This window comes from Flavimobilis marinus, from assembly GCF_900113055.1.
In the GTDB taxonomy this organism is placed as follows: domain Bacteria; phylum Actinomycetota; class Actinomycetes; order Actinomycetales; family Cellulomonadaceae; genus Flavimobilis; species Flavimobilis marinus.
In genome coordinates, this window is the sequence record NZ_FONZ01000001.1 from 530,852 (window position 1) to 555,867 (window position 25,016).

The following is a 25,016-nucleotide window of genomic DNA, read 5'->3' on the forward strand; positions in this document are numbered from 1 at the left end:
CCTACCATCGGGGCCATGGACATCGCCTACAAGATCATCCTCGTCCTCCACCTGCTCGGCTGGGCCATGCTGCTCGGCTCGGTGCTGGCCCACCTGCGCAAGCCGGTCGTGCCGAAGGGAGCGCTGCACGCCGCCCTCACCGCGCTCGTCACCGGGCTGCTGCTCGTCGGCATGGCGGAGATGGGCGACGGCGAGCTCAACCACGTCAAGATCGGCATCAAGCTGCTCGTGACGATCGTCGTGACGGTCCTCGTCGTGCTCGGGGTGAAGAAGGGCGACCGCGTGACCAAGGGCTATCTCGGGACGATCCTCGGCCTCGTCGTCGTCAACGTGGCGCTCGCGGTCGTGTGGGGGACCACGCACGGCGTGTGACCTGCCGCGCTGCCTAGAGTGAGCCCATGGACTCTGCTCTGCTCGAGGTGCTCGTCGGCCTCGCCATCACGTTCGGGCTCTTCGGCGTCGTCGTGCAGGTGCTGCCCGGGTCGCTGATCATCGTGGCCGCGATCGCCGTGTGGGCCGTCGTGACCGGAGGGACGGCCGCGTGGGTCGTGCTTGGGGTCGCCGTCGCGGCGATCGTGGCGTCGGCGATCGGCAAGTACGTCGTCGCCGGGGCTCATCTGCGCCGGGAGAAGGTGCCGGGCTCCGCGATCGTCTGGGGCGGCGTGGCCGCCATCGTGGGGTTCTTCGTGATCCCGGTCGTGGGGCTCTTCGTCGGCTTCGTCGGCGGCGTGTACCTCGCCGAGCGCATGCGCCTCGGGTCGCACCCGGACGCGTGGCGGGCGACGAAGGTCGCGCTCCGGGCGACCGGCCTCACGATCCTCATCGAGCTGGCCGGTGCGCTCGTCGCGACCGGCGCGTGGGTGGTCGGGCTCGTCGTCACCTGAGCCCGACCACCCACGCCCGCCGACTCAGGCGCCGCGCAGCGCGTCGCGCAGGGAGACCCGCGAGCCGGTCTTGAGCAGCGAGTTGGTGTAGATCTTGCTCGCGAGCGCGACGACGACGGCGGTGGTCGCGAGCAGGATGGTCAGGGAGATCAGCGGTTCCCACCACTGGGCCTCGTTGAAGAACATCCGTACCGGCATGCCGACCGGGGCGCTGAAGGGCACGTAGGAAAGCACCGTCATGACGGTCTCGTTGTCCGCGAAGAACACGACCCCGAAGTAGGGGAGCATGACGAGCATCATCGCCGGGGTCATGACCGTCCCGGTGTCCTCCTGACGCGACACGAGCGAAGCGCCGGCGGCGAAGATGCTGGCGATCAGCACGAAGCCGAACAGGAAGAACACCACGAACCAGATCAGCGGTGCACTGAGCGTGTCGAGCAGGTCCGTCTGACCCGTGAGGGCGAGACCGAGCGCGGCGGTCGCGGCGAGCGCAGCGGCCGATCCGACGCCGATCACCCAGTTGCCGAGGATCTTGCCGGCGAGCAGGGCACGCGCCGGGACTGCGGCGAGCAGGATCTCGACGATGCGCGACTGCTTCTCCTGGACCGTGTTCTGCACGATCATCGCGCCGGAACCGACGGCGGTCATCATGAACACGAGGCCGAACCCGAGGCCGATGATCGAGCGCATGCCCGACGACGTCTCGTTGGGCTCGAGCAGCTCCACCGGGGGCGCGACCGACAGCAGCTGCACGATCTCGGTGGGCGTGTCGTCGAGCGCGAGGACCGCATAGCCCAGGGGCGTGGAGCCGTCAGGGACGATCGCTGCGTCCACCTCGCCCGAGCGGACGAGGTCCTCCGCGGCGCCGCGGTCGGTCGCCGGGACCGCCTCGATCGTCTCGGCGTCGCCGAGCACCTCGGCGGTGGAGACGCCCGCGACGACGGCGACCGGCGTCGCGTCGTCGTCCCCGCCGCCCAGGACGCTCGAGAGCACGATGCCGCCGAGCAGGAGGAGCAGGGTGATGGCGTTGGAGATCAGAAAGGACTTCGAGCGCACCTGCGCGAGGATCTCGCGCTCGGCGACCAGGAGCGTCGCGCTCCACGGGGACAGGGCGCGCCGGGCGGGACGGGTGGGGGCCGGCTGGGTGGTGGCGAGCGTGCTCACGCTGCGTCCTCCTCGTTCGTGGTGGGGGAGTCGACGACGATCTCGCGGAAGATCTCGCCGAGGGTGGGCTGGAGGGGGCGGAAAGCGTTGACTCCGCCGTGGCCGACCGCGGTGCGCAGCACTCCCTCGGCGGTGGCCTTGTCCGACCGGAACACGACGGTCCCGGCGGCGAGCTCGTCGACGACGACGCCGGGAACGGCGCGCACCCAGCCGGCGTCGGTCGTGGTCTCGAGCTCGTACCGGTCGCCGTGGTGCGCGGCGCGGAGCTCCTCGCGGCTCCCGGCGGCGCGGATCTCGCCACCGGCGATGATGACGAGGTCGTCGCACAGCCGCTCGACGACGTCGAGCTGGTGGGAGGAGAACAGGACCGGGATGCCGCGCGCGGCGTGCTCCGCGATCACGGTGACGACCTCGTCGACGGCGAGCGGGTCGAGGCCGGAGAACGGCTCGTCCATGATGAGGACGTCGGGGTCGTGCACGAGGGCCGCGGCGACCTGCACGCGCTGCTGGTTGCCGAGGGAGAGCTCCTCGAGGCGCGACTTGCGTCGCTCGGCGAGCCCGAGGCGATCGAGCAGGTCGTCGGCGCGCTTGGTCGCGGCGGCCTTGTCGATGCCGTGCAGACGGGCGAGGTAGGCGAGCTGCTCGCTGATCTCCATCTTCGGGTAGAGGCCACGCTCCTCGGGCATGTACCCGAAGCTGCGCAGCGAGTCGCCCGTGACCGGGGCGCCGTCGAGGGTGACGTCGCCGCCGTCGGAGCTCAGCACGCCGAGGACGATCCGCATGGTGGTCGTCTTGCCTGCGCCGTTGCCGCCGACGAACCCGGTGAGGCGGCCGCGGGCGACGTCGAACGACACGTCGCGCAGGGCGCGATGGGCGCCGAAGCTCTTGTGGACACCTCTGAGGCTCAGCATGCGGGGCTCCTAGCTCGTGGACCTGGGGCGCAGGATCAGCGCCACGCCTCGAGGCTAGGAGAGCCGGGGTGGTCGGCACCTCCCCGCTGCGGCGGAACTTCGCGCTCCCCCATATGGGGGAGGTGCGTCAGGACGCGAGACCGTGCTGGTAGGCGAAGGCCACCGCCTGCACGCGGTCGCGCAGGGCGAGCTTGAGCAGGATGTTCGAGACGTGGGTCTTGATCGTCGCTCGGCCGACGAACAGCGCCTCGGCGATCTCCTCGTTGGACAGCCCCTGGGCGAGCAGCCGCAGCACCTCGCGCTCGCGCTCGGTGAGGCTCGAGGCCGCGGCGGGCGCGGTGACGGTCAGGGTGGGTCTCGCCGCCTCGGGCACCGTGGCGGGCCCGGCCACGGCCCGCTCGATCACGGCGCGCGTGACCTCGGGCGACAGCAGCGAGTCGCCCGAGGCGACGGTGCGGATACCAGCGGCGAGCGCCTCGGGCCGGGAGTTCTTCAGCAGGAACCCGCTCGCGCCCGCCGTGAGCGCCGCGAGGAGGTAGTCCTCGCGCTCGAACGTCGTGAGCATGAGCACGCAGGCGTGGATCTCGGGGTCGGCCACGAGCTGCCGCGTGGCTTCGAGGCCCCCCATGCCGGGCATCTCGACGTCCATGCACACGACGTCGGGCGCCGTGGCGCGCACCAGGTCGAGGGCTTCCTCGCCGGACCCGGCGAGCCCGACGACCTCGAGGTCGGGCTGGAGCGACAGGATGGTGGCGATGCCCTCGCGCATGAGGGCGTGGTCGTCGACGAGGACGACGCGGACCGGTGCGGTCATCGCGGGTCCGCCGCGAGCGCCGGCGCCGTGGGGAAGCCGGCGCGGACCACGAAGCCGGAGTCCGCACGCGGGCCGACGTGGATCTCGCCCGCGAGGCTCGCGACGCGCTCACGCATGCCGGCGATCCCGAGGCCGCCGCTCGGCGCGGGACCGGGGCGTCCGCGCCCGTCGTCGGACACCTCGACCTCGGCCCAGCTGTCGGTGTAGCGCAGGCGGACGTGGGTGCGGGTGCCCGGCCCGGCGTGCTTGACCACGTTGGTCATCGCCTCCTGGGTGATGCGGAACAGGTTGAGGGAGACGAGCGGGGGCAGCGGACGGGGGTCGCCCACGACCTGGAGGTCGGCGCGCAGGCCGGCGGCCCGGGCGTCGGCGACGAGCTGGGGCAGCTGGTCGACGCCGAGCGTGGCGGTCGGGGCATCCTCGGGCTCGGCGTCGCGCAGCGTGCCGAGCAGGCTGTAGAGCTCGGCGACGGCGTTGCGCGAGGACTCCTCGAGCGCCTCGATCTGCTGCTCGGCCTGCGCCGCGTCGACGGCGAGGAGGGCCCGCGCGGCGGCCGCCTGCACGCCCATGAGGGAGACGTGGTGGGCGACGGCGTCGTGCAGCTCCCGGGCGATGCGGAGCCGCTCGATCGTCACGGCCTGCCGGGCGGTACGTGCCCGCTCGGCCTCGAGCTCGTAGGTCCGGCGGTCCGTGACGGCCCGCTGCCGTGCGGCCGCCCAGGCGTGGTTGCCGAACCAGTAGGCGCCCGCGAAGTAGAGCACGTTGATGAGGACCTGGATGAGCATGTACGCCGCGAAGGGGGTGAGGGCACCGACGCCCGGCCCCTCGAGGTCGATCTCCTGGGTGCTGGCGCGGAAGAATGACGTGAGCAGCCACAGCCCCATCGCGGCGATCACGGCGCCGCGGACCCAGACCGCGCGGCGCCGGTCCGGCTCCCACGCGCCGACCGTGTACAGGGCCATGAACAGGGCGATGTTCGCGATCGTGGTCTCGGGCACGGCGAGCTCGCCGAGCGCCACGAACGCCGCAGCGATCACGAGTGCGACCGCGCTGGGTCGCCGGCGGCGCCAGGTGAGGGGTAGCACGATCAGCGCGAGCACCGCGATGGACAGCGGCATCCCGGCGGGCTCGGAGTACATCCCGGCTGCGCGGCCGAGCACGAGCGAGCCGACCGACGCCCCGAACAGCGCGACGGCGATCCCGACGTCCGCCTGGAGGCCCTGGGCGTCCGCCGCTGGGCGCCGCCAGTCGGGGGAGTCCGGGTCGGTAGGGACGTGGTCCGCCGGCGCGGCGGAGGGGTGGACTCGTGCGACGCTCACGCCCGTCACCGTAACGGTCGCGGACTGCCGGGCGCCTCCCCCACGAGGCGGAGGTGGTCGTCACAGTCCCGTCGCCGACGCGCGGTCCGCCGTGTCGGTGCGACGACCTACCCTGGAGGGGCTATGACATCGCTCTTCGACTCCCTGTCCCTGCCGGGCTTCGGCGACCTCGAGACCGCGCGCCTGCCGCGCGTCGCTCCCCGCTTCGTGGAGGAGGACGACGCGGCCGTGGGCGGCGTCGCGGCCGACGCGCTCGTCGAGGGGCTCAACCCCGAGCAGCGCGAGGCCGTGCTGCACGGTGGCTCACCCCTGCTCATCGTCGCCGGCGCAGGCTCGGGCAAGACGCGGGTGCTCACGCACCGCATCGCCCACCTCCTCGCCACGGGGCGCGCGTACCCGAGCCAGGTGCTAGCCATCACGTTCACCAACAAGGCTGCGGCCGAGATGCGCGAGCGTGTCGTCGCGCTCGTCGGCCCCCAGGCCGAGCGCATGTGGATCTCCACGTTCCACTCCGCGTGCGTGCGTATCCTGCGCCGCGAGGCCGAGCACCTGGGGCTCCGGTCGAGCTTCTCGATCTACGACGCCGCGGACTCGCAGCGGCTGATGACCCTCGTGTCTCGCGAGCTCGACCTCGACCCGAAGAAGTTCCCGCCCAAGGTGCTGCTCAACAAGGTCTCCGACCTCAAGAACGAACTCGTCACCCCCGAGGCCTTCGCGGCGCAGAACAGCGCCGACGACGGGTCGTTCGACGCGGTGCTCGCGAGCGCCTACTCGCGCTACCAGGCTCGCCTGCAGGCAGCGCACGCGCTCGACTTCGACGACATCATCATGGCCACCGTGCACCTGCTGCAGCAGTTCGACGGCGTCGCGGAGCACTACCGGCGCCGGTTCCGGCACATCATGGTCGACGAGTACCAGGACACCAACCACGCGCAGTACGTGCTGGTCCGCGAGCTCACCGGCGACGGGAGCGGCGCGCTTCCGCCCGCCGAGCTCACGGTCGTCGGCGACTCCGACCAGTCGATCTACGCCTTCCGCGGGGCCACCATCCGTAACATCCTCGAGTTCGAGGCCGACTACCCGCAGGCCCGCACCATCCTGCTCGAGCAGAACTACCGCTCCACCCAGACGATCCTCTCGGCCGCGAACGCGGTGATCGCCCGCAACCCCGAGCGTCGGCCCAAGCGGTTGTGGACCGACTCGGGCGATGGCGCCCAGATCGTCGGGTACGTCGCGGACAACGAGCACGCCGAGGCCCGGTTCGTCGCGGAGGAGATCGACCGGCTGCACGACTCTGACGGCGTGCGGCCCGGCGACGTCGCGGTGTTCTACCGCACCAACGCCCAGTCGCGTGCGCTCGAGGAGGTGCTGATCCGCGTCGGGCTGCCCTACAAGGTCGTCGGCGGCACACGCTTCTACGAGCGCCGCGAGATCAAGGACGCGATCGCGTACCTGCGCGCCGTCGCCAACCCGGACGACGACGTCAACCTGCGCCGGATCCTCAACGTCCCCAAGCGCGGGCTGGGCGACCGGGCCGAAGCCGCCGTGGCGGGGCTTGCTGCACGCGAGCGCGTGTCGTTCGGTGCCGCGCTCGACCGCGTCGACGAGATCGCGGGCCTCACCGCACGCTCGCTCAACCCGCTGCGCACGTTCGCCGCGCTGATGACGGACCTGCGGGCGCTCGCGGACTCCGGCGCGCGCCCGGCCGAGGTCCTCGCCGCCGTGCTCGACCGCACGGGCTACCTCGCGGAGCTGCGCGCGAGCGAGGACCCGCAGGACGCCTCGCGGGTGGAGAACCTCGCGGAGCTCCACGCGGTCGCGTCCGAGTTCACCCAGGCGGACCCCGAGGGCGACCTCGCGGACTTCCTCGAGCGGGTCTCGTTGGTCGCGGACTCGGACCAGATCCCGAGCGCCGACGACGCCGCGGGCGACGCCGACGGCAAGCCCGTGGTGGACCAGGGCATGGTGACCCTGATGACCCTGCACACCGCGAAGGGGCTCGAGTTCCCTGTCGTGTTCCTCACCGGCCTCGAGGACGGGACGTTCCCGCACATGCGCTCGCTGCACGACGAGGCCGAGCTCGCCGAGGAGCGGCGGCTCGCGTACGTCGGCATCACGCGGGCACGCGAGCGGCTGTACCTGTCGCGCTCCGCGGTCCGGTCGGCGTGGGGGATGGCCAACGAGTTCCCCGCGAGCCGGTTCCTCGACGAGATCCCGGAGAACCTGCTCGACTGGCGCCGCCGGGAGTCCTCCATGGCGACCCTGCGCGCCGGCGGCAGCGGGTATGGCGGTGGCTGGGGCAACCGCCGCCACGACGACGAGGGCACGGCGATCGGCAGCCGGTCCGGTCCGGTCACGCGCTCGAAGGTCCCGCCGTCGCCGTCGTTCGGCTCCGGGGCCGCGAAGGCCGACGAGGACATCCCGTCGCTGCAGGTCGGGGACCGCGTGACGCACGACACCTACGGCCTCGGCACGGTCGTCGTCGTCGAGGGTGCCGGGCGCAACGCCGTCGCGAAGATCGACTTCGGCGCCGACGGGGTCAAGCGACTGCTGCTGCGGTACTCGCCGGTCGAGAAGCTCTGACGCTTGCGCTCTGGTCTCACGATCCGCAGAACCGGACTACCCTAAAGAAGGTGTCTCGACGTCGAGACAGTTTTGCAGCCGGCCGATGGAAGGACACAGCAGGGTGGACCTGTTCGAATACCAGGCGCGCGACATCTTCGAGAAGCACGGCGTCCCCGTGCTGGGCGGCGTCATCGCGACGACCCCCGAAGAGGCTCGCAAGGGCGCCGAGGAACTGATCGGACGGGGCAACTCTCCCGTCGTCGTCGTCAAGGCCCAGGTCAAGACCGGAGGCCGCGGCAAGGCGGGCGGCGTCAAGCTCGCCAAGTCGGCCGACGAGGCCGCCGAGCGCGCCGAGGAGATCCTCGGCCTCGATATCAAGGGCCACGTCGTCCGTACCGTCATGATCGCCGAGGGCGCCAAGATCGCGCAGGAGTTCTACTTCTCCGTGCTCCTGGACCGCGCCAACCGCTCGTACCTGGCCATGTGCTCGGTCGAGGGCGGCATGGAGATCGAGCAGCTCGCCGTCGAGCGTCCCGACGCCCTCGCCAAGGTGCCCGTCGACCCGCGCGTGGGCATCGACCAGGCCAAGGCCGCCGAGATCGTGGCCGCCGCCGGGTTCGACGCCGAGATCGCCCCGAAGGTCGCGGACGTCATCCGCAAGCTCTGGGACGTCTACGCGGGCGAGGACGCGACGCTCGTCGAGGTCAACCCGCTCGTGCTCACCGAGGACGGCGAGATCATCGCCCTCGACGGCAAGGTCACGCTCGACGAGAACGCCGAGTTCCGCCACGCGGACCACGGCATGCTCGAGGACGCCGCCGCGACGGACCCGCTCGAGGCCAAGGCCAAGGAGTCGGGCCTCAACTACGTCAAGCTCGACGGCGAGGTCGGCATCATCGGCAACGGCGCGGGCCTCGTCATGAGCACCCTCGACGTCGTGGCCTACGCGGGCGAGAAGCACGGTGGCGTGCGCCCCGCGAACTTCCTCGACATCGGCGGCGGCGCGTCCGCCGAGGTCATGGCCAACGGCCTCGACGTGATCCTCGGCGACGAGCAGGTCAAGAGCGTGTTCGTGAACGTGTTCGGCGGTATCACGGCCTGCGACGCGGTCGCCAACGGCATCGTCAAGGCCCTCGAGATCCTCGGTGACGCGGCCACCAAGCCGCTCGTCGTGCGTCTCGACGGCAACAACGTCGAGGAGGGCCGCCGCATCCTCACGCAGGCCGCCCACCCGCTCGTCACTCTCGCGGACACCATGGACGGCGCGGCCGACAAGGCCGCCGAGCTGGCCAACGCCTGAGCCGGCCCGGACAAGAAAAGAGAAGCAGCGAAACATGGCCATCTTCATCACTGAGGCCTCCAAGGTCATCGTCCAGGGCATGACCGGCTCGGAGGGGCAGAAGCACACCACGCGCATGCTCGCCTCGGGCACGAACATCGTCGGCGGCGTCAACCCGCGCAAGGCGGGCACCTCGGTGTCCTTCCCGCAGGGCGACTCCCACGTCGAGGTGCCCGTGTTCGGCTCGGTCGCCGACGCCGTCGCCCAGACCGGCGCGGACGTCTCCGTCATCTTCGTGCCGCCCGCCTTCACCAAGGCCGCGGTCATCGAGGCGATCGACGCCCAGGTGCCGCTCGTCGTCATCATCACCGAGGGTGTGCCCGTCGCGGACACCGCCGAGTTCTTCGCGTACGCGCAGGCCAAGGGCGTGCGCCTGATCGGGCCGAACTGCCCCGGTCTGATCAGCCCGGGGCTGTCCAACGTCGGCATCATCCCGGCGAACATCAGCGGCGCCGGCAAGATCGGCCTCGTGTCGAAGTCCGGCACGCTGACGTACCAGATGATGTACGAGCTGCGGGACTTCGGGTTCTCGACCGCGATCGGCATCGGCGGCGACCCGATCATCGGGACCACCCACATCGACGCCCTCGAGGCGTTCGAGGCGGACCCCGAGACCGCGGCCATCGTCATGATCGGCGAGATCGGCGGCGACGCCGAGGAGCGCGCGGCGGCCTACATCGCCGAGCACGTCACCAAGCCGGTCGTCGGCTACGTCGCGGGCTTCACCGCCCCCGAGGGCAAGACGATGGGCCACGCCGGCGCGATCGTCTCCGGCTCGTCGGGCACCGCCCAGGCGAAGAAGGAGGCCCTCGAGGCCGCCGGCGTCAAGGTCGGCAAGACGCCGTCCGAGACGGCCGCGCTCATGCGGGAGATCCTCTCCGCCTGAGTCGCACCGCACGCACGACGACGCCCGCCCGGTCCACGCGACCTGGCGGGCGTCGTCGTCGATGTGGGTGCTGACATCGCGCAGCGCTGCGGAGTGCGAGGATCGCGACATGACCAGCGATCGTGCGCAGCGGCGCCACCCCGACTCGCCTGACTCGGACCTGCGGGTCGCCGTCGTCGGCCGTGCGCTGTTCCTCGGGACCATGACCGGGCTCGTCGCGGCGTTCCTCGGTGGCGTCGCCGCCGAGCCCGGGGCTGCCGCTGCCCTCAGCGTCGCAGCGATCGTGGGCATGGTCGGCGCCCTCGTCGGCTTCGCTGCTGGAGCACTGGTGGCGCCCGTGATGGTGCGTCTGGCCCGGCGCCGCCCGCACGCGGCCGAGCGTCCCGCCGTCGCCACGCTGGGCGTGCTCGTGGCGGGCGTGATGTGGCTCGTCGTCTCGAGCGGGGCCTGGGTGCTGCACGCGGGCACCGTCGTCTCCATGGTCGTGGCCGGGGCGATGTCCTGGTGGGCGTTGCCGTGGGTGCTGCGCCCCGTGCGCGGGGACCACCGCGCCATGCCCGGCACGGAGACCTACGACGATTCGCTGGCCTCGTAGGTCCTGTGGTCTGGCGCGCGGCAGCGCGCCTGGCACGATCACCGCATGAGCAGCAGGGGGAGTGCCGCGACCGTCGCCGTCGTGCGGAGATGCCTGGTCCTCGGCGCCGCGGGCGGGTTCGTCTGCGGGTTCGCCGGTGTCGTGGTGTGGGCCGCGGCCGGCCAGTCGTCGAGCTCGGGGTTGGCCGGCGGGTTGGTGGGGCTGGCAGTCGGTCTGATCCTCGGTGGGCTGCTTGCGCCGGTTCTCGTGCGCCTCGCGCCCTTGCCCGCGGGTCCGGTCGAGCGCCCCGCTGCGGCGATCGTCGCGGCCGTCGCGGCGGCAGGGCTATGGGCGCTCGTCTTCCGCAGCGGTATCGACGGCCCCGTGGCGCTGGGGACGGCGGTCTCGGTGGCGCTCGCCGGGACAGGCGCGTGGCTCTCCCTCGACTGGTGCGCGCGGCCGCTGCGCGGACAGGCCGGAGAAGCACCCGCGGCCTAGGATGCATCCATGCCCTCGCACCCCGGATCCGCGCCTGCCGGGGGACCGCAGCTACCCGTCTTGACCCGCGACCTCTGGCCGCCGGTGCTGGTGACCTGGCTCGCCACGATCGCCCTCGCGGTCGTCTACCTGGTGCTCGGCCGGGCGCTCGATGCGATCCGCGCGGGCCGTGACCTGGCTGCCGGTGAGATGGTGCTGGCCGTGGCCGCGGCGCTCGTCGCCGGCGTCGCGACCGCCTGGGTGGCCCGCGCAGCCGCAGGCCGCCAGGCGCAGGTGGAGCAGACGTTGCGCCACCGCGTGATGCGCGCGTTCCTCGCCGCCGGGCCGCCTGACGTCACCCGGGTCGCGACGGGTCGGCTCGTCTCCACCGCCACGGACGCGACCGAGCGCGTCGGGGCCTACCGCGGCGCGTTTCTCGGTCCCGCCGTCGCGTCGGTGACGGTCCCCGTCGTGGTGCTCGTCGTCGTCGGCGTCGCGATCGACCCGCTCACCGCCCTCGTGCTCGCGGTGGTCGTCCCCGTCGCGCCCGCGATCATCATCGGGTTCCAACGACTGTTCCGGGCGTCGTCGGCGGCGTACCGCGTGAGCTCCCGCCGCCTCGCCGGCGCGTTCCTCGACGCGATCCAGGGGCTGACGACGCTGCGGCTCCTGGGCGCAGGGGAGCAGCGCGCGCGCGAGCTGGCCGCGGCGTCCGAGGAGGTGCGCCAGGCGGTGATGCGGCTGCTGCGCGGCAACCAGGTGGTCATCCTCGTCGCGGACGCCGCGTTCTGGCTCGGCTTCGTGGCGCTGACGGGATGGCTCGCGATGACCCGCGTCGAGGCGGGCGCGATCACGCCCGGGGAGGGCGTCGCGCTCGTCCTGCTCGCGACGCTCCTCCTCGAGCCGCTCGACCGGGTCGGGCAGTTCTTCTACCTCGGGCTCGCGGGGCGGGCCTCGGAGCGCGAGGCCGAGAAGCTCGCCGCCCAGCGTCCGATCGTCGCGGAGCCGGCGCCGAGCCGCACCGCGCCGGAGCGGACCGCGGCGGGCATCGCCGTCGACCTCGACGCTGTGTGCTTCGCCTACCCCGACGGCACCGCCGTGGTCACGGACCTCGACCTGCACCTCGCACCGGGGGAGCGGGTCGCGCTCGTCGGGCGGTCCGGAGCGGGCAAGTCCACGCTCGCCGACCTCCTCCAGGCGGTGTGGCTCCCGCAGACCGGGACCGTGCGGCTCGGCGGGGTCGCGACCTCGGCCATGTCCTTCGCGCAGGCGCGCGCCCAGGTCGCGGTCGTCGCGCAGCGTACGTACCTGTTCACAGGAACGATCGCCGAGAACCTGCGGCTCGCCGCGCCCGATGCGAGCGACGAGGAGCTGTGGGAGGCGCTCGACGTCGCCGCGCTCGCCGACGACGTGCGCGCGCTCGACGCCGGGCTCGCCACCGCGGTGGGCGAGCGTGGCCTGTCGCTCTCCGGCGGCCAGGCCCAGCGGCTCGCGATCGCCCGCGCGGTGCTCCGGGACGCGCCCTTGCTGATCCTCGACGAGCCGACCGCCCAGGTGGACCTCGGCTCGGAGCGTGTGATCGTCGACGCGCTCGAGCGTGCGAGCCGGGGCCGCACGGTCCTGACCATCACGCATCGGGCCTCGGCCGCGGCCGGCGCAGACCGGGTGCTCGAGCTGCGCGACGGACGGCTCCTGGACGTGGCGCGCCCGACGACGGCAGGAGACGACCGATGAGCGCCGCCCCACGCCTGGCCGACCGCGCCCAGCGCCGCGCCGACGCCCGCCAGCTCCTGAGCCTCGCGCGGCCCACCCTGCCACCCCTCGCAGCATCCTTCGTGTTCCGGGTTCTGACGCAGCTGTGCGGCCTCGGCCTGCTGGGCGTCGCGGCCTGGGGCGTCGCCGGCGGCGTCGGTGGCAGCCCGGACGCCCCGAGCACCGGACGGGTCGTCGCGCTGCTGGTCGCCCTCGCCGTCGGCAAGGGAGTCACGCGCTACCTCGAGCAGCTCACCGGGCACACGGTGGCGTTCCGCGCGCTCGCGATCCTGCGCGTGTTCTTCTTCGAGCGGCTCGAGCCGCAGGCGCCCGCGGCGATCGAGGGGCGCCGCTCGGGCGACCTGCTGGCTCGCGTGACGCGCGACGTCGACCGGGTCGAGGTGTTCTTCGCGCACACGCTCGTGCCGGCGGTGACCGCGGTCGTGACGCCGCTGCTCGTCGCCGTGGGCATCGCGCTGTGGGCGCACCCGGTCCTCGCGCTGGTCGCGGGGGCCGCCTGGCTGGTCGCGGGCGCTGTGGTGCCCCGGTGGCGGGCGGTCCGGTCGGCCGCGCTGGCCCGGGACCTGCGCGCCGGGCGAGGCGACCTGGCCCAGCACGTGTCCGACACCGTGCAGGGCGCCCGGGAGATCCTCGCGTTCGACGCCGCGGCGCGCCGGCTGCGCGAGCTCGACGCCCGGGGCGACGCCACGGGGAGGGCCGTGCGCGGGGCCGCCGCCGCGGGGGGCGCACGCAGCGCCGCGAGCAGCGTGCTCGTCCCGGTCACGCTGCTCGCGCTCACCTGGGCGGGCGCCGGGCTCGTCGCCGACGGCGCCACGTCATGGACGGCGCTGGTCGTCACCCTTGCCGTGGTGCTCGGTGCGTTCCCCGCGGTGCTCGCGGTCGAGGGCCTCAGCAGCGACCTGGACCAGGCGTTCGCCTCCGCCCGGCGAGTCCTCGAGGTCGCGGACGCCGCCCCGGCCACCGCGGACCCGCCCGCGCCTCGCTCGTTGCCGGGGGAGGGGCCGTTCGGCGTCACGTTCGAGGGCGTCACCTTCACCTACCCCGGCAGCGCCACGCCGGCGCTCGCGGACGCGGACCTCACCATCCCCGCGGAGGCGACGACGGCGCTCGTCGGCGCCTCGGGGGCCGGGAAGTCGACGGTCACGTCGCTGCTCCTGCGCGCGTGGGACCCGGGCGCGGGCACCGTGCGCCTCGGCGGCGTCGACGTCCGTGACCTCACGCTCGCCGAGCTGCGCCGGTCCGTCGCCGTCGTGCCGCAACGGCCCTACCTGTTCAACGACACCCTCGAGGCCAACCTCCGCCTCGCCCGTCCCGACGCGACGCGGGCGGAGCTCGACGCCGCGTGCGCCCGCGCGCACCTGACCGACGTCGTCGCAGGCCTCCCCGACGGGTACGCCACGCGGATCGGTGAGCAGGGCGCGCGACTGTCCGGCGGGCAGCGCCAGCGCGTCGCGATCGCCCGGGCCTTCCTGCAGGACGCCCCGGTGATCGTGCTGGACGAGGCCACGAGCCAGCTCGACGCCACCACCCAGGGTCTCGTCCAGGCTGCCGTGACCGAGCTCGCGCGCGGTCGCACGGTCATCCAGGTGGCGCACCGGCTCGAGACGGTGCGGGACGCCGAGCAGATCGTCGTCCTCGACCAGGGGCGCGTCGTCGAGCGCGGCACCCACGCCGAGCTGGCCGCGGCGGGCGGTGCCTACGCCCGGCTCCTGGACCGCGAGCGCGACGTCGCGCCGTGACACCTCCCACGCGCGCGTGTCGGACTGCGCCAGCCGTGCGGACCCGGGTGACGATGGGACGGTGAGCGCCCCCACCGGTGCCCTCGCCGTCCTCGGACGGCGGCGGCGAGTGATCGACGACGCCACGACGCCGGAGCACGAGACCGCGTCGTGGGTCACCGGCGTGCTCGCTGCGCTGCAGGCGGCCGTGCTCTCGCTCGCGGTCGTCGTGCTGCCCGCGGTCGCGGTCTTCGTGGCGACGTCGGCCGACCCTGGCAACGAGTCGACCTCGTGGCCGGCGGCTGTCGTCACCGGCGCCGGGCTGTGGCTGCTGGCGCACGGCGTGCCGCTGGTGACCGCCGGGTCCGTGGTGTCCGTGATCCCGATCGGCCTCACGGCCCTCGCCGTGCTGGCCTGCTACGCGTCCGCGCGCCGGACCGCGCAGCGCACGTGGTCGGCGCTCGGGGCCGCGGTCGGGACGTACGTGCTCGTGACGGTGCTCGTCGTGCTGCTGGCCGGCTTCGCCGGGGCCGCCCAGCTCGGGTCTGCGGTCCTGGGCGGGCTCGGCGTAGCAGGGCTGGGCGCGGGGGCCGCGCTCCTGAGCACCGCGGACCGCCCGGACCTGCCGCAGTGGTGGGGAGCGCTCGAGCGCGTCCCCGCGTCGGCGCGGCTGGGAGCCCGCGCCGGGCTCGCTGCCGTGGCGATGGTCGTGGCCGTCGCGAGCCTGCTCGTGCTCGCGTGGGTCTTCATGGGCCGTTCCCGCTCGATGGACGTGGTCACGGCGCTCGACGTCACGGGCTTCGACGCGGCCGCGCTCGCGCTCGGTCAGTCGACCCTCGTGCCCAACGTCGTGCTTTGGGCTGTCTCCTGGGTCGCGGGGCCCGGCTTCGCCGTCGGTTCTGGCAGCCACTTCGCGCCGACCGACGTGGTGATGGGCCCGATGCCGGTCTTCCCGATCCTCGGCGCGATGCCGGCCGAGTCGCTGCCCGGTGCGTTCTGGCTGCTCGGGCCCGCGGCGGTGGCCGCCGCCGGTGCGCTGGCAGCGCTGCTGGTGCGCCGCGCGGCCGAGCGGTGGCGCGACGTCGGCCTGGCCGGCCTGACGATCGGGCTCACGGCGGGTGCCTCGACCGCCGTGCTGATGGACCTCGCCGGTGGCTCCGCGGGGCCGGGGCGCATGGCTGAGATCGGAGCGGACCCGCTCGTGGTGGGGCTCGTCGTCGGAGGCGAGGTCGCGGTCGGTGCGCTGCTCCTGCTGGTGCTCGCGCACCCCACCACGCGCCGCGGCGTGACCACCGGATGGCGACGCCTGCGTCGCGGGGACGCCAAGGAGGACGCGACGGACGCTCCCGGGGAGCCGACGGCGCGCACCGCCCTGACCCCGCGCACCGCCCGGACCGCGCGCACGTCGCGCACGGCGCCCTCGCCCGTGTCGGCCCCGTCCGTGCCGAGCCCGCCGTCAGCGCCGGCGATACCGGCCCCCCCGGTGCCGAGCCCGCCGGGCCCGGACGCCTCGCCCCCGGCGGTCCTCGGCGGTGGAGCCCGCGGCGGTGCGGCCGACGCCGCCGAGCCCGACGCCGACGAGCGGGACGGCACGGACGGCCCAGCCGCGTCCCGCTAGGGTCGGTCCCATGCCGACCCTCACGACGTCGCCGCGTGCCGACGGTCCTGCCCGCCTCGTCGTCCTGCTCTCGGGCGCGGGCTCCAACCTCGCCGCCCTGCTCGCCGCGCACGAGGATCCCGCGTACGGCGCGCGCGTCGTCGCCGTCGTCTCGGACCGCCCCGACGCCGGCGGCCTCGACCTGGCGCGCGCCGCGGGAGTCGCGACCGTCGTCGTGCGGCCGGCGGACTTCTCCGCGCGCCCGGAGTGGGACGGTGCGCTCGCGCAGGCGGTGCGCGTGTTCGCGCCTGACCTCGTCGTCTCGGCCGGCTTCATGCGGATCCTCGGCGCACCCTTCCTGGACGAGTTCGGCGGGCGGATCCTCAACACGCACCCCGCGCTCCTGCCGGCGTTCCCCGGCGCGCACGGCGTGCGGGACGCGCTGGCGTACGGTGTGCGGGTCACGGGCTGCACCGTGCACGTGGTGGACGCCGGTGTCGACACGGGCCCGATCCTCGCCCAGGCGGCGGTCGAGGTGCTCCACGACGACGACGAGGCGAGCCTGCACGAGCGCATCAAGGTCGCCGAGCGCGAGCTGCTGGTGACGTGGGTCGGGCGGGCGGCGCGCGAAGGCCTGCGGGTCGAGGGCCGACGCGCCCTCGTCGGCCACGGCTGACGGCCCTCAGCGTCGCACGGCCTCGCGGGCGCTCAGGGCGACCAGGGGCACGATGGCGAGCGCGAGGATGCCGCCGACGAGCGAGAGGACCGCGTAGCTCGTCGACGCGACGACGAACCCCGACGCCATCCCGCCGCTCGCGCCGGCGAGCGCGATGGTGAGGTCCACCGAGCCCTGGGTGCGGGCGCGGGCGGCGAGCGGGACGGCGTCGGCCAGCATCGCCGTGCCGGCGACCAGACCGAGGCTCCAGCCGAACCCGAGCAGCGCCAGGGCGAGCGCGAGGACACCGACGGACTCCACGGGCGCGAGCGCGGCCACGAGGCCCGCCGCGAGCAGCGTCACCCCCGCGCCTCCGGACACGGCGCGCGGCCCGAACCGGTCCACCAGCCACCCCGAGACCGGCGCGGGCAGGTACATCGCGCCGACGTGCACCGCGATGACGAGACCCGCGGCCCCGAGGCTGTGGCCGTGCGCGCGCATGTGCACCGGGGTCATGGTCATGATCGCGGCCATCACGAGCTGGGTGAGCACCATGACCATCCCCGCGTGCAGCACCGTGCGGGGGCGAGACTCGACGTCGGTGACCGCGGGCCCGCGCCCGGCGGCGGCCTCGGCTGCCGCGGTGACGGCGAGCTCGCGCGCGAGCAGGAGGGGGTCGGGCCGCAGCAGCACCCACAGGACGGCTCCCGCGGAGCCGTAGGCGAGCGCAGCGAGCAGGAACGGTCCGGCCAGCGCCGGGATGCCCCACGACTCGGCGAGCCGCCCCATCACGGTGACCAGGTTCGGTCCCGCGACGGCTCCGAGGGTCGTGGCGACGAGGACGGTGCTCACGGCGCGCCCGCGGTGGGCCGGCGCGGCGAGGTCGGCGCCCGCGTAGCGCGCCTGCAGGTTGGTCGCCGTGCCGGCGCCGTAGACGACGAGCGCCGCGAACAGCAGCGGCACGCTGTCCAGCACGGCGGCGACGACGACGGCGACGCTCCCGACGGCGCCGATCCCGTATCCGAGCGCGAGGCCGGCGCGTCGGCCCGCGCGCTGGGACACGCGCCCGACGAGGACCGCAGCGGCGGCCGAGCCGGCCGTGAAGAGTGCCGTCGGTAGGCCGGCGAGGCTCGTCGCCCCCAGCATCTCCTGGGCCAGCAGCGCGCCGACCGTGATGCCCGCGGCGAGGCCTGCTCCGGAGAGCACCTGCGCCGCGACCAGGACCCGGAGCGTGCGACGCTGGGCGTCGCTCGGCACCGGGGAGGACGGCGTCGTGCCGGGCTCGTCGGTCCTCGCCACGCGCGTTCCCTCTCGTCGGTGCAGCCGTGCGGGCCTGGCGCCCGGGCCGCTCACCGGTACAGTAGTGCCCGGCCGTGACTGGCGAAGGTGGACCTGACCACCGGGGAGCGGCCGAGGTCCCCGTACAGGGCGCCGCCCGCCTGGGCGCCTGGGTCATCCGTCACGCGACCTCGGGAGCATCCGTGAACCTGCCCAGCCAGCCGTCCTTCGCCACCGACCGTCGCGCCGTGCGCCGCGCGCTCGTGAGCGTCTACGACAAGACCGGCCTGCCGGCCCTCGCGACCGCCCTGCACGCGGCCGGGGTCGAGATCGTCTCGACCGGCTCGACGGCCGCGATGATCGCCGCCGCCGGGGTCCCGGTCACCGGTGTCGAGGAGCTCACCGGCTTCCCGGAGTGCCTCGAGGGCCGGGTCAAGACGCTGCACCCGCGCGTGCACGCCGGGGTCCTTGCCGATACCCGCAAGCCCGACCACCTCGCGCAGCTCGACGAGCTCGACATCGCGCCGTTCGAGCTGGTCGTGGTGAACCTCTACCCGTTCACCGAGACCGTCGCCTCCGGCGCGGACTTCGACGCCTGCGTCGAGCAGATCGACATCGGCGGGCCGTCCATGGTGCGGGCGGCGGCGAAGAACCACCCGAGCGTCGCCGTCGTCGTCGACCCCGCGGCGTACGACGTCGTGATCGAGTCCGTGCAGGATGGCGGCTTCTCGCTGGCCGAGCGCCGGGCGCTCGCGGCGCAGGCCTTCGCGCACACCGCGGCCTACGACGTCGCCGTCGCGCAGTGGTTCGCGGACCAGGACGCGACGGACGGCTTCGGCGACTTCGCGGGCGCCGCCTGGGAGCGGCAGGCCGTGCTGCGCTACGGCGAGAACCCGCACCAGGGCGCCGCGCTGTACCGGGAGCCGGGCGAGGCCGCAGGCCTCGCCGGCGCGGAGCAGCTGCACGGCAAGGAGATGAGCTACAACAACTACGTCGACGCCGACGCCGCCTGGCGGGCCGCCCACGACCACGACGCGCCGGCGGTGGCGATCATCAAGCACGCCAACCCGTGCGGCATCGCGGTCGGCTCCGACGTCGCCGACGCCCACGCCAAGGCGCACGCGTGCGACCCGGTGTCGGCGTTCGGCGGCGTGATCGCGACCAACACGGTGCTCACCCGCGCCGCGGCCGAGCAGATCGCGCCCGTGTTCACCGAGGTCGTCGTCGCGCCCGGCTTCGAGCCCGGCGCGCTCGAGGTCCTGACCCAGAAGAAGAACGTGCGCCTGCTGCAGGCGACCGCTCCCGTGCGAGGCGCAGTCACCGAGTGGCGGCCGATCAGCGGCGGCGTGCTCGTCCAGCAGCGCGATCAGGTCGACGCCGCCGGCGACGACCCGACGACGTGGACCCTCGCCGCCGGTCCCGCCGCGGACGACGCCGTCCTGGCCGACCTCGCCTTCGCGTGGCGGGCCGTGCGGGCCGTGAAGTCGAACGCGATCCTCCTGGCCTCGGGCGGCGCCTCGGTGGGCGTCGGCATGGGCCAGGTCAACCGCGTGGACTCGTGCCGGCTGGCCGTCGAGCGGGCGACGCCCGAGCGTGCACGTGGGGCCGTGGCGGCGTCGGACGCGTTCTTCCCGTTCGCCGACGGCCTCCAGGTGCTGCTCGACGCGGGCGTCCGCGCGGTCGTCCAGCCGGGCGGGTCGATCCGTGACGAGGAGGTCGTCGCGGCGGCCCAGGCCGCGGGCGTGACGATGTACTTCACGGGGACGCGCCACTTCGCGCACTGATGGCAGGGGGCGGGCCCGTCCGGGGATGAGCGACGGACTGGCCCGCCCGAGTTCGGCGCGCAGCCGAAGGATCAACCGCCGGGGGCGTTGCGCGCGAGCATGAGCGCGTACTCGGGCCACCACTGCCCGGCCGGAGGTCCGCCGTTGCACGGACCGTCCGACTTCCCCGGGTGCTTGATCCACAGGTAGGCATCGACCAGCGGGTGGTCGGTCTCCACGGTCGGCGTGCGACCCAGGCCACGCCCCGGAGGGTTGCACCACTCTCCGTCGTCCGACGGTCGACCGTTCCGGCTCGTGTCGACGACGAAGTGCGTCGACGTGCCCAGCGCCGCGGAGATCTCCGAGCCGTAGCGCACCTGGTCGTCCGTGCTGCGGAAGTTCGAGACGTTGAGGCTGAAGCCTGCGGCCTGCGCGACACCCGCGGCCTCTAGCCTGTCAGCCATCTCGGTCGCCCCGTGCCAGCCCGAGTGTCCGGCATCGACGTAGACCCACGAACCTTGCGCCGCGATCCGCTCGATGCCGTACCGGAGCAGCGTGATCCTCTCGGCCCGACGGTCGGGCGCGAGACAGTCGAGCTGTGCGAGGGCGTCCGGCTCGAGGACGACGACGGCCCGGTGCGTGCCGAGCCCGGCGACGAACGCGTCGATCCAGGCGCGATAGCCGGCGGCGTCGAGGTCCTGGGGCGAGGCGGAGTGGCTGCCGCAGTCGCGGCCCGGGACGTTGTAGGCCACGAGCGTCGCGGTGGCGCGTCGCGCGGTCGCCCCCTGGACCATCTCGTCCACGATCCGCTCGGCGGACTCCGGAGGCCCTGACACCCACAGGGCGGTGGGGCGCGTGCTGATCCGCCGCAGCAGGGCCCTGTCCTGCCTGCTCAGGGAGCTGGCGTCCTGCACGGCCCGGGCCGCCGCGGTGTCGGGGCTCACGTCAAGGCGCACGTCGAGTGGTGCGTCGAGCAGCGCTGTGCCGGGTGCGCGGCTGAACCACACCGCGCCGCCGACCAGAACGAGGGCCACGACCGTGGCGGTGGCCAGGAGCCAGGGGCGGAGCCTGCTCGGATCGCGACCGGTCATGCTGCCCCCGCTGTCCGCCGAATCGACCTGCCCTTCGCCGTCGACGCTAGCACCGCAATCCGCCACGGAAAGGACGAAACATGACGTTTACCGCGAAATCACAGCGAGGACACTTCCGGTGCCGCTCTGCGTGGTTGCCTGGGTGCACCGGCCAGACCGGTGAACGAAGTCCCTCGGGGCTCGACGACGCGTCCTGTTCACACCAGTGAACGGCTGAGCGCCGTTCCGTGCGTACACGGAGGTGAGCCCCATGCCCGCAGTCCAGATCCACCTCGATGGAGCTGTGCGAGCGAGACGCGAACAAGCGTCCGCGCCGTCTGAAGCGATCGAGATCGATCGCCCCGCCGTCGGCGGACCGGCGCCTCACGAGGAACCGGTCGCCGCCGTCGTCGCGCCGCCGGACGACGAAGAGCTCTACTGGTACCTCGGCCCGCAGCGGCGGTGGGTCCAGCTGCTGTCGATGGTCGCGTTCGCGCTCGCGGCGACGAGCCTCACGCGGTTCTCGCTGACGAGTCCCTGGCTCTACCCACTCCTTCTCCTGCTCGGCGTGAGCATCCTCGCCCTCGTGCTCTCCGCGATCTCCGGCCTGAACAGGCGACGGGACACGAGGGAGTCGCACGAGGTTCGCATCGCGACCTGGGACCGGACCACACCCGACGACGCGGTGCCGTCCGTCGACGTGTTCCTGCCGTCGTGCGGCGAGGACCTCGCCGTGCTCAGGAACACCTACACCTTCGTCGCGAAGATGCGGTGGCGCGGCAGGCTCGAGGTCTGGGTCCTCGACGACGCCGACCTGCCGGCGGTGCGAGACCTCGCCGCAGAGTTCGGCTTCCACTACCGCGTCCGACCCGACCGGGGACACCTCAAGAAGGCAGGCAATCTCCGCGCGGGCTTCGCACAGTCGGGCGGCGACTTCATCGTCATCCTCGACGCCGACTTCACCCCGCGCGCCGACTTCCTCCAGCACACGATCCCCTACATGGAGGACCCCGAGATCGGGATCGTGCAGACCCCGCAGTTCTTCGGCACCGCGACCGACATGAACTGGCTGGAGCGGACCGCCGGTGCGACCCAGGAGCTCTTCTACCGCTGGGTGCAGCCGTCGCGGGATCGCGCCGGCGCGCCCATCTGCGTCGGGACGTGCGCGGTGTATCGGCGGTCTGCGCTGGACCAGGCGAACGGCTTCGCCGAGATCGAGCACAGCGAGGACGTGCACACGGGGATCAAGCTCACGCATGCGGGCTACTCGGTGCGCTACGTCCCGATCCTCGTCTCGCGCGGCCTCTGCCCGGACGACCTTCAGGGATTCCTGAACCAGCAGTACCGGTGGTGCAACGGGTCGATGACGCTGCTCGCGAGCGGACAGGCGAACCACGGGGCGCTGACCCTCCGGCAGCGGATCGCGTTCTGGTCTGGCTTCTTGTACTACATCAGCACGGCGCTCAACGTCTTCGTGCTGCACCTGCCCGGCATGCTCATGGCGCTGTTCTTCGCCGACCAGGTGCGCGCCGACCACTACGTGCCGTTCCTCGCCGGCGTGTGGGTGTACTTCGTCCTCCTCCCGAGCGTCATGAAGTCGCACTGGCGGTTCGAGGTCCTCCGCGTCCAGATGGCCTACAGCTTCGCGCACGCGCTTGCGATCACGCACAAGCTCACGGGGCGCACCGCAGGGTGGGTCGCGACCGGGGCGGTGGGCAAGAAGAGCAGCCTGGCGACCACGATCGCGAAGGTCGGGATCGTCACGGTGTCGCTCACGCTCGCGATCTCGTGGGTCGCCCTCCTGTACGACATCCACGTCTACGGGTGGGCCGACTTCTGGATGATGGCTGCCTTCCTCCTCGGCTACACCTACCTCGCGGTCCCGCTGCTCGCGAGCTTTGTCGCCGTCGTGCGGCCAGCCGCCGCGCCGGCCCTGCCCCAGTCCCCACCTCGGGAGGCGCCAGCCGGCGTCCTTCCGTCCACGACGACGCACGAGAGCCGGTGACGACCATGGCTACACGCCACGACAGGACCCGTGAGAGCGGGAACGCGACAGCGATCGAGTCCATCGGCTTCAGCGCGTTCATCGCGCTCGTCGCCGCGATCGCCGCCGGATGGTTCGACGCGATGCTGCCCTGGCTATGAGCGGGACGACTGCCGCGCCCCAGGGGGGCACCGCGCTCGACGAACGATCGACGCGCCTCGCGCCGGTCGGTCGCGAGCACTTCCGCACGGACGTCGAGGGCCTGCGCGCCGTCGCCGTGCTGGCCGTCGTCGCGTTCCACGCTTCCGTCCCCGGCTTCACGGGCGGATTCGTCGGCGTCGACGTCTTCTTCGTCATCTCCGGATTCCTCATCACCGGGCTCCTGCTCCGCGAGGCGCAGGGGAGCGGGCGGATCGACTTCTTTCGGTTCTACGCGCGTCGGGCCCGGCGGATCATCCCGCCCGCCGCCCTCGTGCTCGTCGTCGTGTGCCTCGCCTCGTTCCTGCTCGAGCCGTTGCTGGGGGTGTACAACACGAGCCGAGCGGTCCTGGCCTCCGGCCTCTTCGCCGGCAACTGGCACTTCATCGGCGTCGGCACCGACTACTTCGCGTCGTCGGCCGCGGAGAGTCCCGTGCTGCACTACTGGTCGCTCGCCGTCGAGGAGCAGTTCTACCTGGTCTGGCCGCTGCTCGTCCTGGCCTCCTTCACCGTTGCCAAGCGGTTCCCGCTGCTGAACGCGAGACTCCTGACCCTCAGCGTCGTGCTCGTCACCGCCGTGTCGTTCGCCTACTCGGTCGTGACGACGAGCAGCGACCCGGTGCTCGCCTACATGGCGACCACTACCCGTGCCTGGGAGTTCGGGGTGGGCGGGATCGTCGCCACCGTGGCGCACTGGCTCCAGCTCCAGTCGAGGAGGGCCGCACCCCGTCGCACCGGGTACGCCCTGGGGTGGGCCGGCCTGGCAGCGGTCCTGTGGTCGGTCGTCGCGTTCGACGAGGCGACGCCGTTCCCGGGGTCGGCCGCCCTGGTCCCGACGCTCGGCACCGCCGCGATCATCGCCGGGGGCATCCTCGTCGCGAGCGAGCGCGGATCGATCGGAGCCTTCCTGTCGCGGCGACCGGTCCGCTACATCGGTCGCCTCTCCTTCGCGTGGTACCTGTGGCACTGGCCGGTGCTCGTGCTCGTCGAGAACCAGACCGGCCAGCTGCCGTGGCAGGAGCGGAGCGTGCTCATGCTCGGGGCGCTGCTGCTCGCCGTCGGCACTCTGCACCTCTTCGAGATCCCGCTCGGGCGGTGGCGGCAGATCGCTGTCCGCGCGACCGCGGCGACCGCAGTCGGCTTCCTCGGGGTCTCGGCGACCACCGCGGCCGCGCTGGTCACGGGGTCGTCGGCGGTCGAGTCGCTGTCGTCCACGGAGGCGTCCGTCCCGATCGACACCGCGACCTTCGAGCAGGTCTTCGGACCCGACCGCGGCACCGGCTCCGGCCCGGTGTCGCCGAACCCGCTCGACGCCCCCGGCGACGAACCGGTACCGGCGGACTGCCTCCACGACAAGGAAGTCGGGCTGGTCCTCTCGTGCACGCTCGGCCCACCGGGCGGGACACCCGTCGTCCTCTTCGGCGACAGTCACGCCCACCAGTGGCTCCCGGCGTTCGACGAGCTTGCTGCCACCCATGGGTGGGAGGTGTCCGTGTTCGCCAAGGCCGGCTGCCCCGTCCAGAACATCCGTCCGCGCGACGACGACTCACGGTTCTCCGACCCGGAGTGCGTCCGGTGGCGCGCCGCGTCCATCGAGGCGATCCACGACCTGAGGCCTGAGCTCGTCGTCGTCTCCTCGCTCCATACCTATCTGCCGGACAAGGCCGAGACCCTGGCGGCCTGGGAGGACTCCCTCGAGCGGCTGCGCGAGGCCGGTGCGCCGATCGCCTACCTCCGAGACACACCGAACCCGGAAGAGGACATCCCGACGTGCATCTCCTCGGCCTTCGACGACTGGTCGCGCTGCTCCTTCCCGCACGACGGCGTCGAGGAACCCGTCATCCAGGAGGCGATCACCGGCCGTCAGGCCGGCGTCACCGTGATCGACCTCCTGCCCCTGTTCTGCGACGGCGCGCAGTGCGCCGCTGTCCGCAACGGGCTGCTGCTCTACCGCGACGACTCGCACATCACGGCGACCGCCGCTCGCTCGCTCGCCCCCGCGCTGGAAGCAGCGCTGCGCGAGAACGAGATCGTTCCCTCCACCTGA

The 25,016-nt window shown here is 73.1% G+C and carries 21 protein-coding genes and 1 riboswitch; of the genes, 15 read left to right on the forward strand and 6 right to left on the reverse strand.

The annotated features are described in order from the left end of the window. Positions 1–15 precede the first annotated feature (15 nt). Entirely contained in the window at positions 16–372 is a 357-nt protein-coding gene (locus BMZ30_RS02460; RefSeq protein ID WP_093374732.1) for a hypothetical protein, read from the forward strand. Between the two features lie 26 nt (positions 373–398). Next, positions 399–884: a DUF456 domain-containing protein gene (locus BMZ30_RS02465; RefSeq protein ID WP_177191251.1), complete on the forward strand. Its 486-nt coding sequence runs from the start codon at positions 399–401 to the stop codon at positions 882–884. Between the two features lie 24 nt (positions 885–908). On the opposite strand, the gene BMZ30_RS02470 is transcribed toward BMZ30_RS02465, so the two are convergent. The 4 genes from BMZ30_RS02470 to BMZ30_RS02485 all read right to left on the reverse strand — a co-directional run bounded on the left by BMZ30_RS02470 (position 909) and on the right by BMZ30_RS02485 (position 5,092). Continuing rightward, positions 909–2,048, reverse strand: coding sequence for an ABC transporter permease (locus tag BMZ30_RS02470; protein ID WP_093374734.1), 1,140 nt, complete (start codon positions 2,046–2,048; stop codon positions 909–911). Beyond that, the gene (locus tag BMZ30_RS02475; RefSeq protein WP_093374736.1) at positions 2,045–2,959 is read right to left on the reverse strand and encodes an ABC transporter ATP-binding protein; all 915 of its coding nucleotides are present in this window, start codon (positions 2,957–2,959) and stop codon (positions 2,045–2,047) included. The genes BMZ30_RS02470 and BMZ30_RS02475 overlap by 4 nt, the downstream gene beginning before the upstream one ends. A gap of 127 nt (positions 2,960–3,086) precedes the next feature. Continuing rightward, the gene (locus tag BMZ30_RS02480; protein ID WP_093374738.1) at positions 3,087–3,773 is read right to left on the reverse strand and encodes a response regulator; all 687 of its coding nucleotides are present in this window, start codon (positions 3,771–3,773) and stop codon (positions 3,087–3,089) included. Then, positions 3,770–5,092, reverse strand: coding sequence for a sensor histidine kinase (locus BMZ30_RS02485; protein WP_143073111.1), 1,323 nt, complete (start codon positions 5,090–5,092; stop codon positions 3,770–3,772). Before BMZ30_RS02485 ends, BMZ30_RS02480 begins: the two co-directional genes overlap by 4 nt. Before the next feature lie 123 nt (positions 5,093–5,215). On the opposite strand from BMZ30_RS02485, the gene pcrA reads away from it, so the two are divergent. The 9 genes from pcrA to purN all read left to right on the forward strand — a co-directional run bounded on the left by pcrA (position 5,216) and on the right by purN (position 16,697). Next, entirely contained in the window at positions 5,216–7,675 is a 2,460-nt protein-coding gene (gene pcrA / locus BMZ30_RS02490; protein WP_093374741.1) for a DNA helicase PcrA, read from the forward strand. 103 nt (positions 7,676–7,778) lie between these two features. Then, positions 7,779–8,957, forward strand: a complete 1,179-nt coding sequence (gene sucC, locus BMZ30_RS02495) for an ADP-forming succinate--CoA ligase subunit beta (protein WP_093374743.1) — start codon at positions 7,779–7,781, stop codon at positions 8,955–8,957. Positions 8,958–8,991: 34 nt separating this feature from the next. Then, positions 8,992–9,882, forward strand: a complete 891-nt coding sequence (gene sucD / locus BMZ30_RS02500) for a succinate--CoA ligase subunit alpha (RefSeq protein ID WP_093374745.1) — start codon at positions 8,992–8,994, stop codon at positions 9,880–9,882. Positions 9,883–9,991: 109 nt separating this feature from the next. Continuing rightward, positions 9,992–10,477, forward strand: coding sequence for a hypothetical protein (locus tag BMZ30_RS02505; protein ID WP_093374747.1), 486 nt, complete (start codon positions 9,992–9,994; stop codon positions 10,475–10,477). Between the two features lie 45 nt (positions 10,478–10,522). Continuing rightward, positions 10,523–10,954 (forward strand): hypothetical protein, encoded by a 432-nt coding sequence (locus BMZ30_RS02510; RefSeq protein WP_093374749.1) that lies wholly within the window; start codon positions 10,523–10,525, stop codon positions 10,952–10,954. A 9-nt stretch (positions 10,955–10,963) separates the two neighbouring features. Next, positions 10,964–12,667, forward strand: a complete 1,704-nt coding sequence (locus BMZ30_RS02515) for an ATP-binding cassette domain-containing protein (RefSeq protein ID WP_093374751.1) — start codon at positions 10,964–10,966, stop codon at positions 12,665–12,667. Next, the gene (gene cydC, locus BMZ30_RS02520) at positions 12,664–14,445 is read left to right on the forward strand and encodes a thiol reductant ABC exporter subunit CydC (RefSeq protein WP_093374753.1); all 1,782 of its coding nucleotides are present in this window, start codon (positions 12,664–12,666) and stop codon (positions 14,443–14,445) included. Before BMZ30_RS02515 ends, cydC begins: the two co-directional genes overlap by 4 nt. Before the next feature lie 61 nt (positions 14,446–14,506). Beyond that, positions 14,507–16,042, forward strand: a complete 1,536-nt coding sequence (locus BMZ30_RS02525) for a cell division protein PerM (RefSeq protein WP_143073112.1) — start codon at positions 14,507–14,509, stop codon at positions 16,040–16,042. Positions 16,043–16,052: 10 nt separating this feature from the next. Next, a complete protein-coding gene (gene purN, locus BMZ30_RS02530) occupies positions 16,053–16,697 on the forward strand; it encodes a phosphoribosylglycinamide formyltransferase (protein WP_093374757.1) in 645 nt (214 codons plus the stop codon). 6 nt (positions 16,698–16,703) lie between these two features. Here the strand turns inward: purN and BMZ30_RS02535 are convergent, their stop codons facing one another. Continuing rightward, on the reverse strand, positions 16,704–17,975 hold the full coding sequence (locus tag BMZ30_RS02535) for an MFS transporter (RefSeq protein ID WP_093374759.1): 1,272 nt from the start codon (positions 17,973–17,975) through the stop codon (positions 16,704–16,706). A gap of 64 nt (positions 17,976–18,039) precedes the next feature. Next, positions 18,040–18,128: riboswitch (ZMP/ZTP riboswitch) on the forward strand. Between the two features lie 29 nt (positions 18,129–18,157). Between BMZ30_RS02535 and purH the strand changes: the two genes are divergently transcribed. Then, entirely contained in the window at positions 18,158–19,738 is a 1,581-nt protein-coding gene (gene purH, locus BMZ30_RS02540; protein WP_093374761.1) for a bifunctional phosphoribosylaminoimidazolecarboxamide formyltransferase/IMP cyclohydrolase, read from the forward strand. A 71-nt stretch (positions 19,739–19,809) separates the two neighbouring features. Here purH and BMZ30_RS02545 read toward each other — a convergent pair whose 3' ends face one another. Beyond that, a complete protein-coding gene (locus BMZ30_RS02545; RefSeq protein ID WP_093374763.1) occupies positions 19,810–20,808 on the reverse strand; it encodes a glycoside hydrolase family 6 protein in 999 nt (332 codons plus the stop codon). Positions 20,809–21,091: 283 nt separating this feature from the next. Here BMZ30_RS02545 and BMZ30_RS02550 point away from each other — a divergent pair, with 283 nt between their 5' ends. Genes BMZ30_RS02550 through BMZ30_RS02555 form a run of 3 tightly spaced genes read left to right on the forward strand, consistent with a single transcriptional unit; the run spans position 21,092 to position 25,016 of the window. Continuing rightward, the gene (locus tag BMZ30_RS02550; RefSeq protein ID WP_219810171.1) at positions 21,092–22,792 is read left to right on the forward strand and encodes a glycosyltransferase family 2 protein; all 1,701 of its coding nucleotides are present in this window, start codon (positions 21,092–21,094) and stop codon (positions 22,790–22,792) included. A 5-nt stretch (positions 22,793–22,797) separates the two neighbouring features. Next, entirely contained in the window at positions 22,798–22,932 is a 135-nt protein-coding gene (locus BMZ30_RS13935; RefSeq protein WP_268248137.1) for a hypothetical protein, read from the forward strand. Beyond that, positions 22,929–25,016, forward strand: a complete 2,088-nt coding sequence (locus tag BMZ30_RS02555; RefSeq protein ID WP_177191252.1) for an acyltransferase family protein — start codon at positions 22,929–22,931, stop codon at positions 25,014–25,016. Before BMZ30_RS13935 ends, BMZ30_RS02555 begins: the two co-directional genes overlap by 4 nt.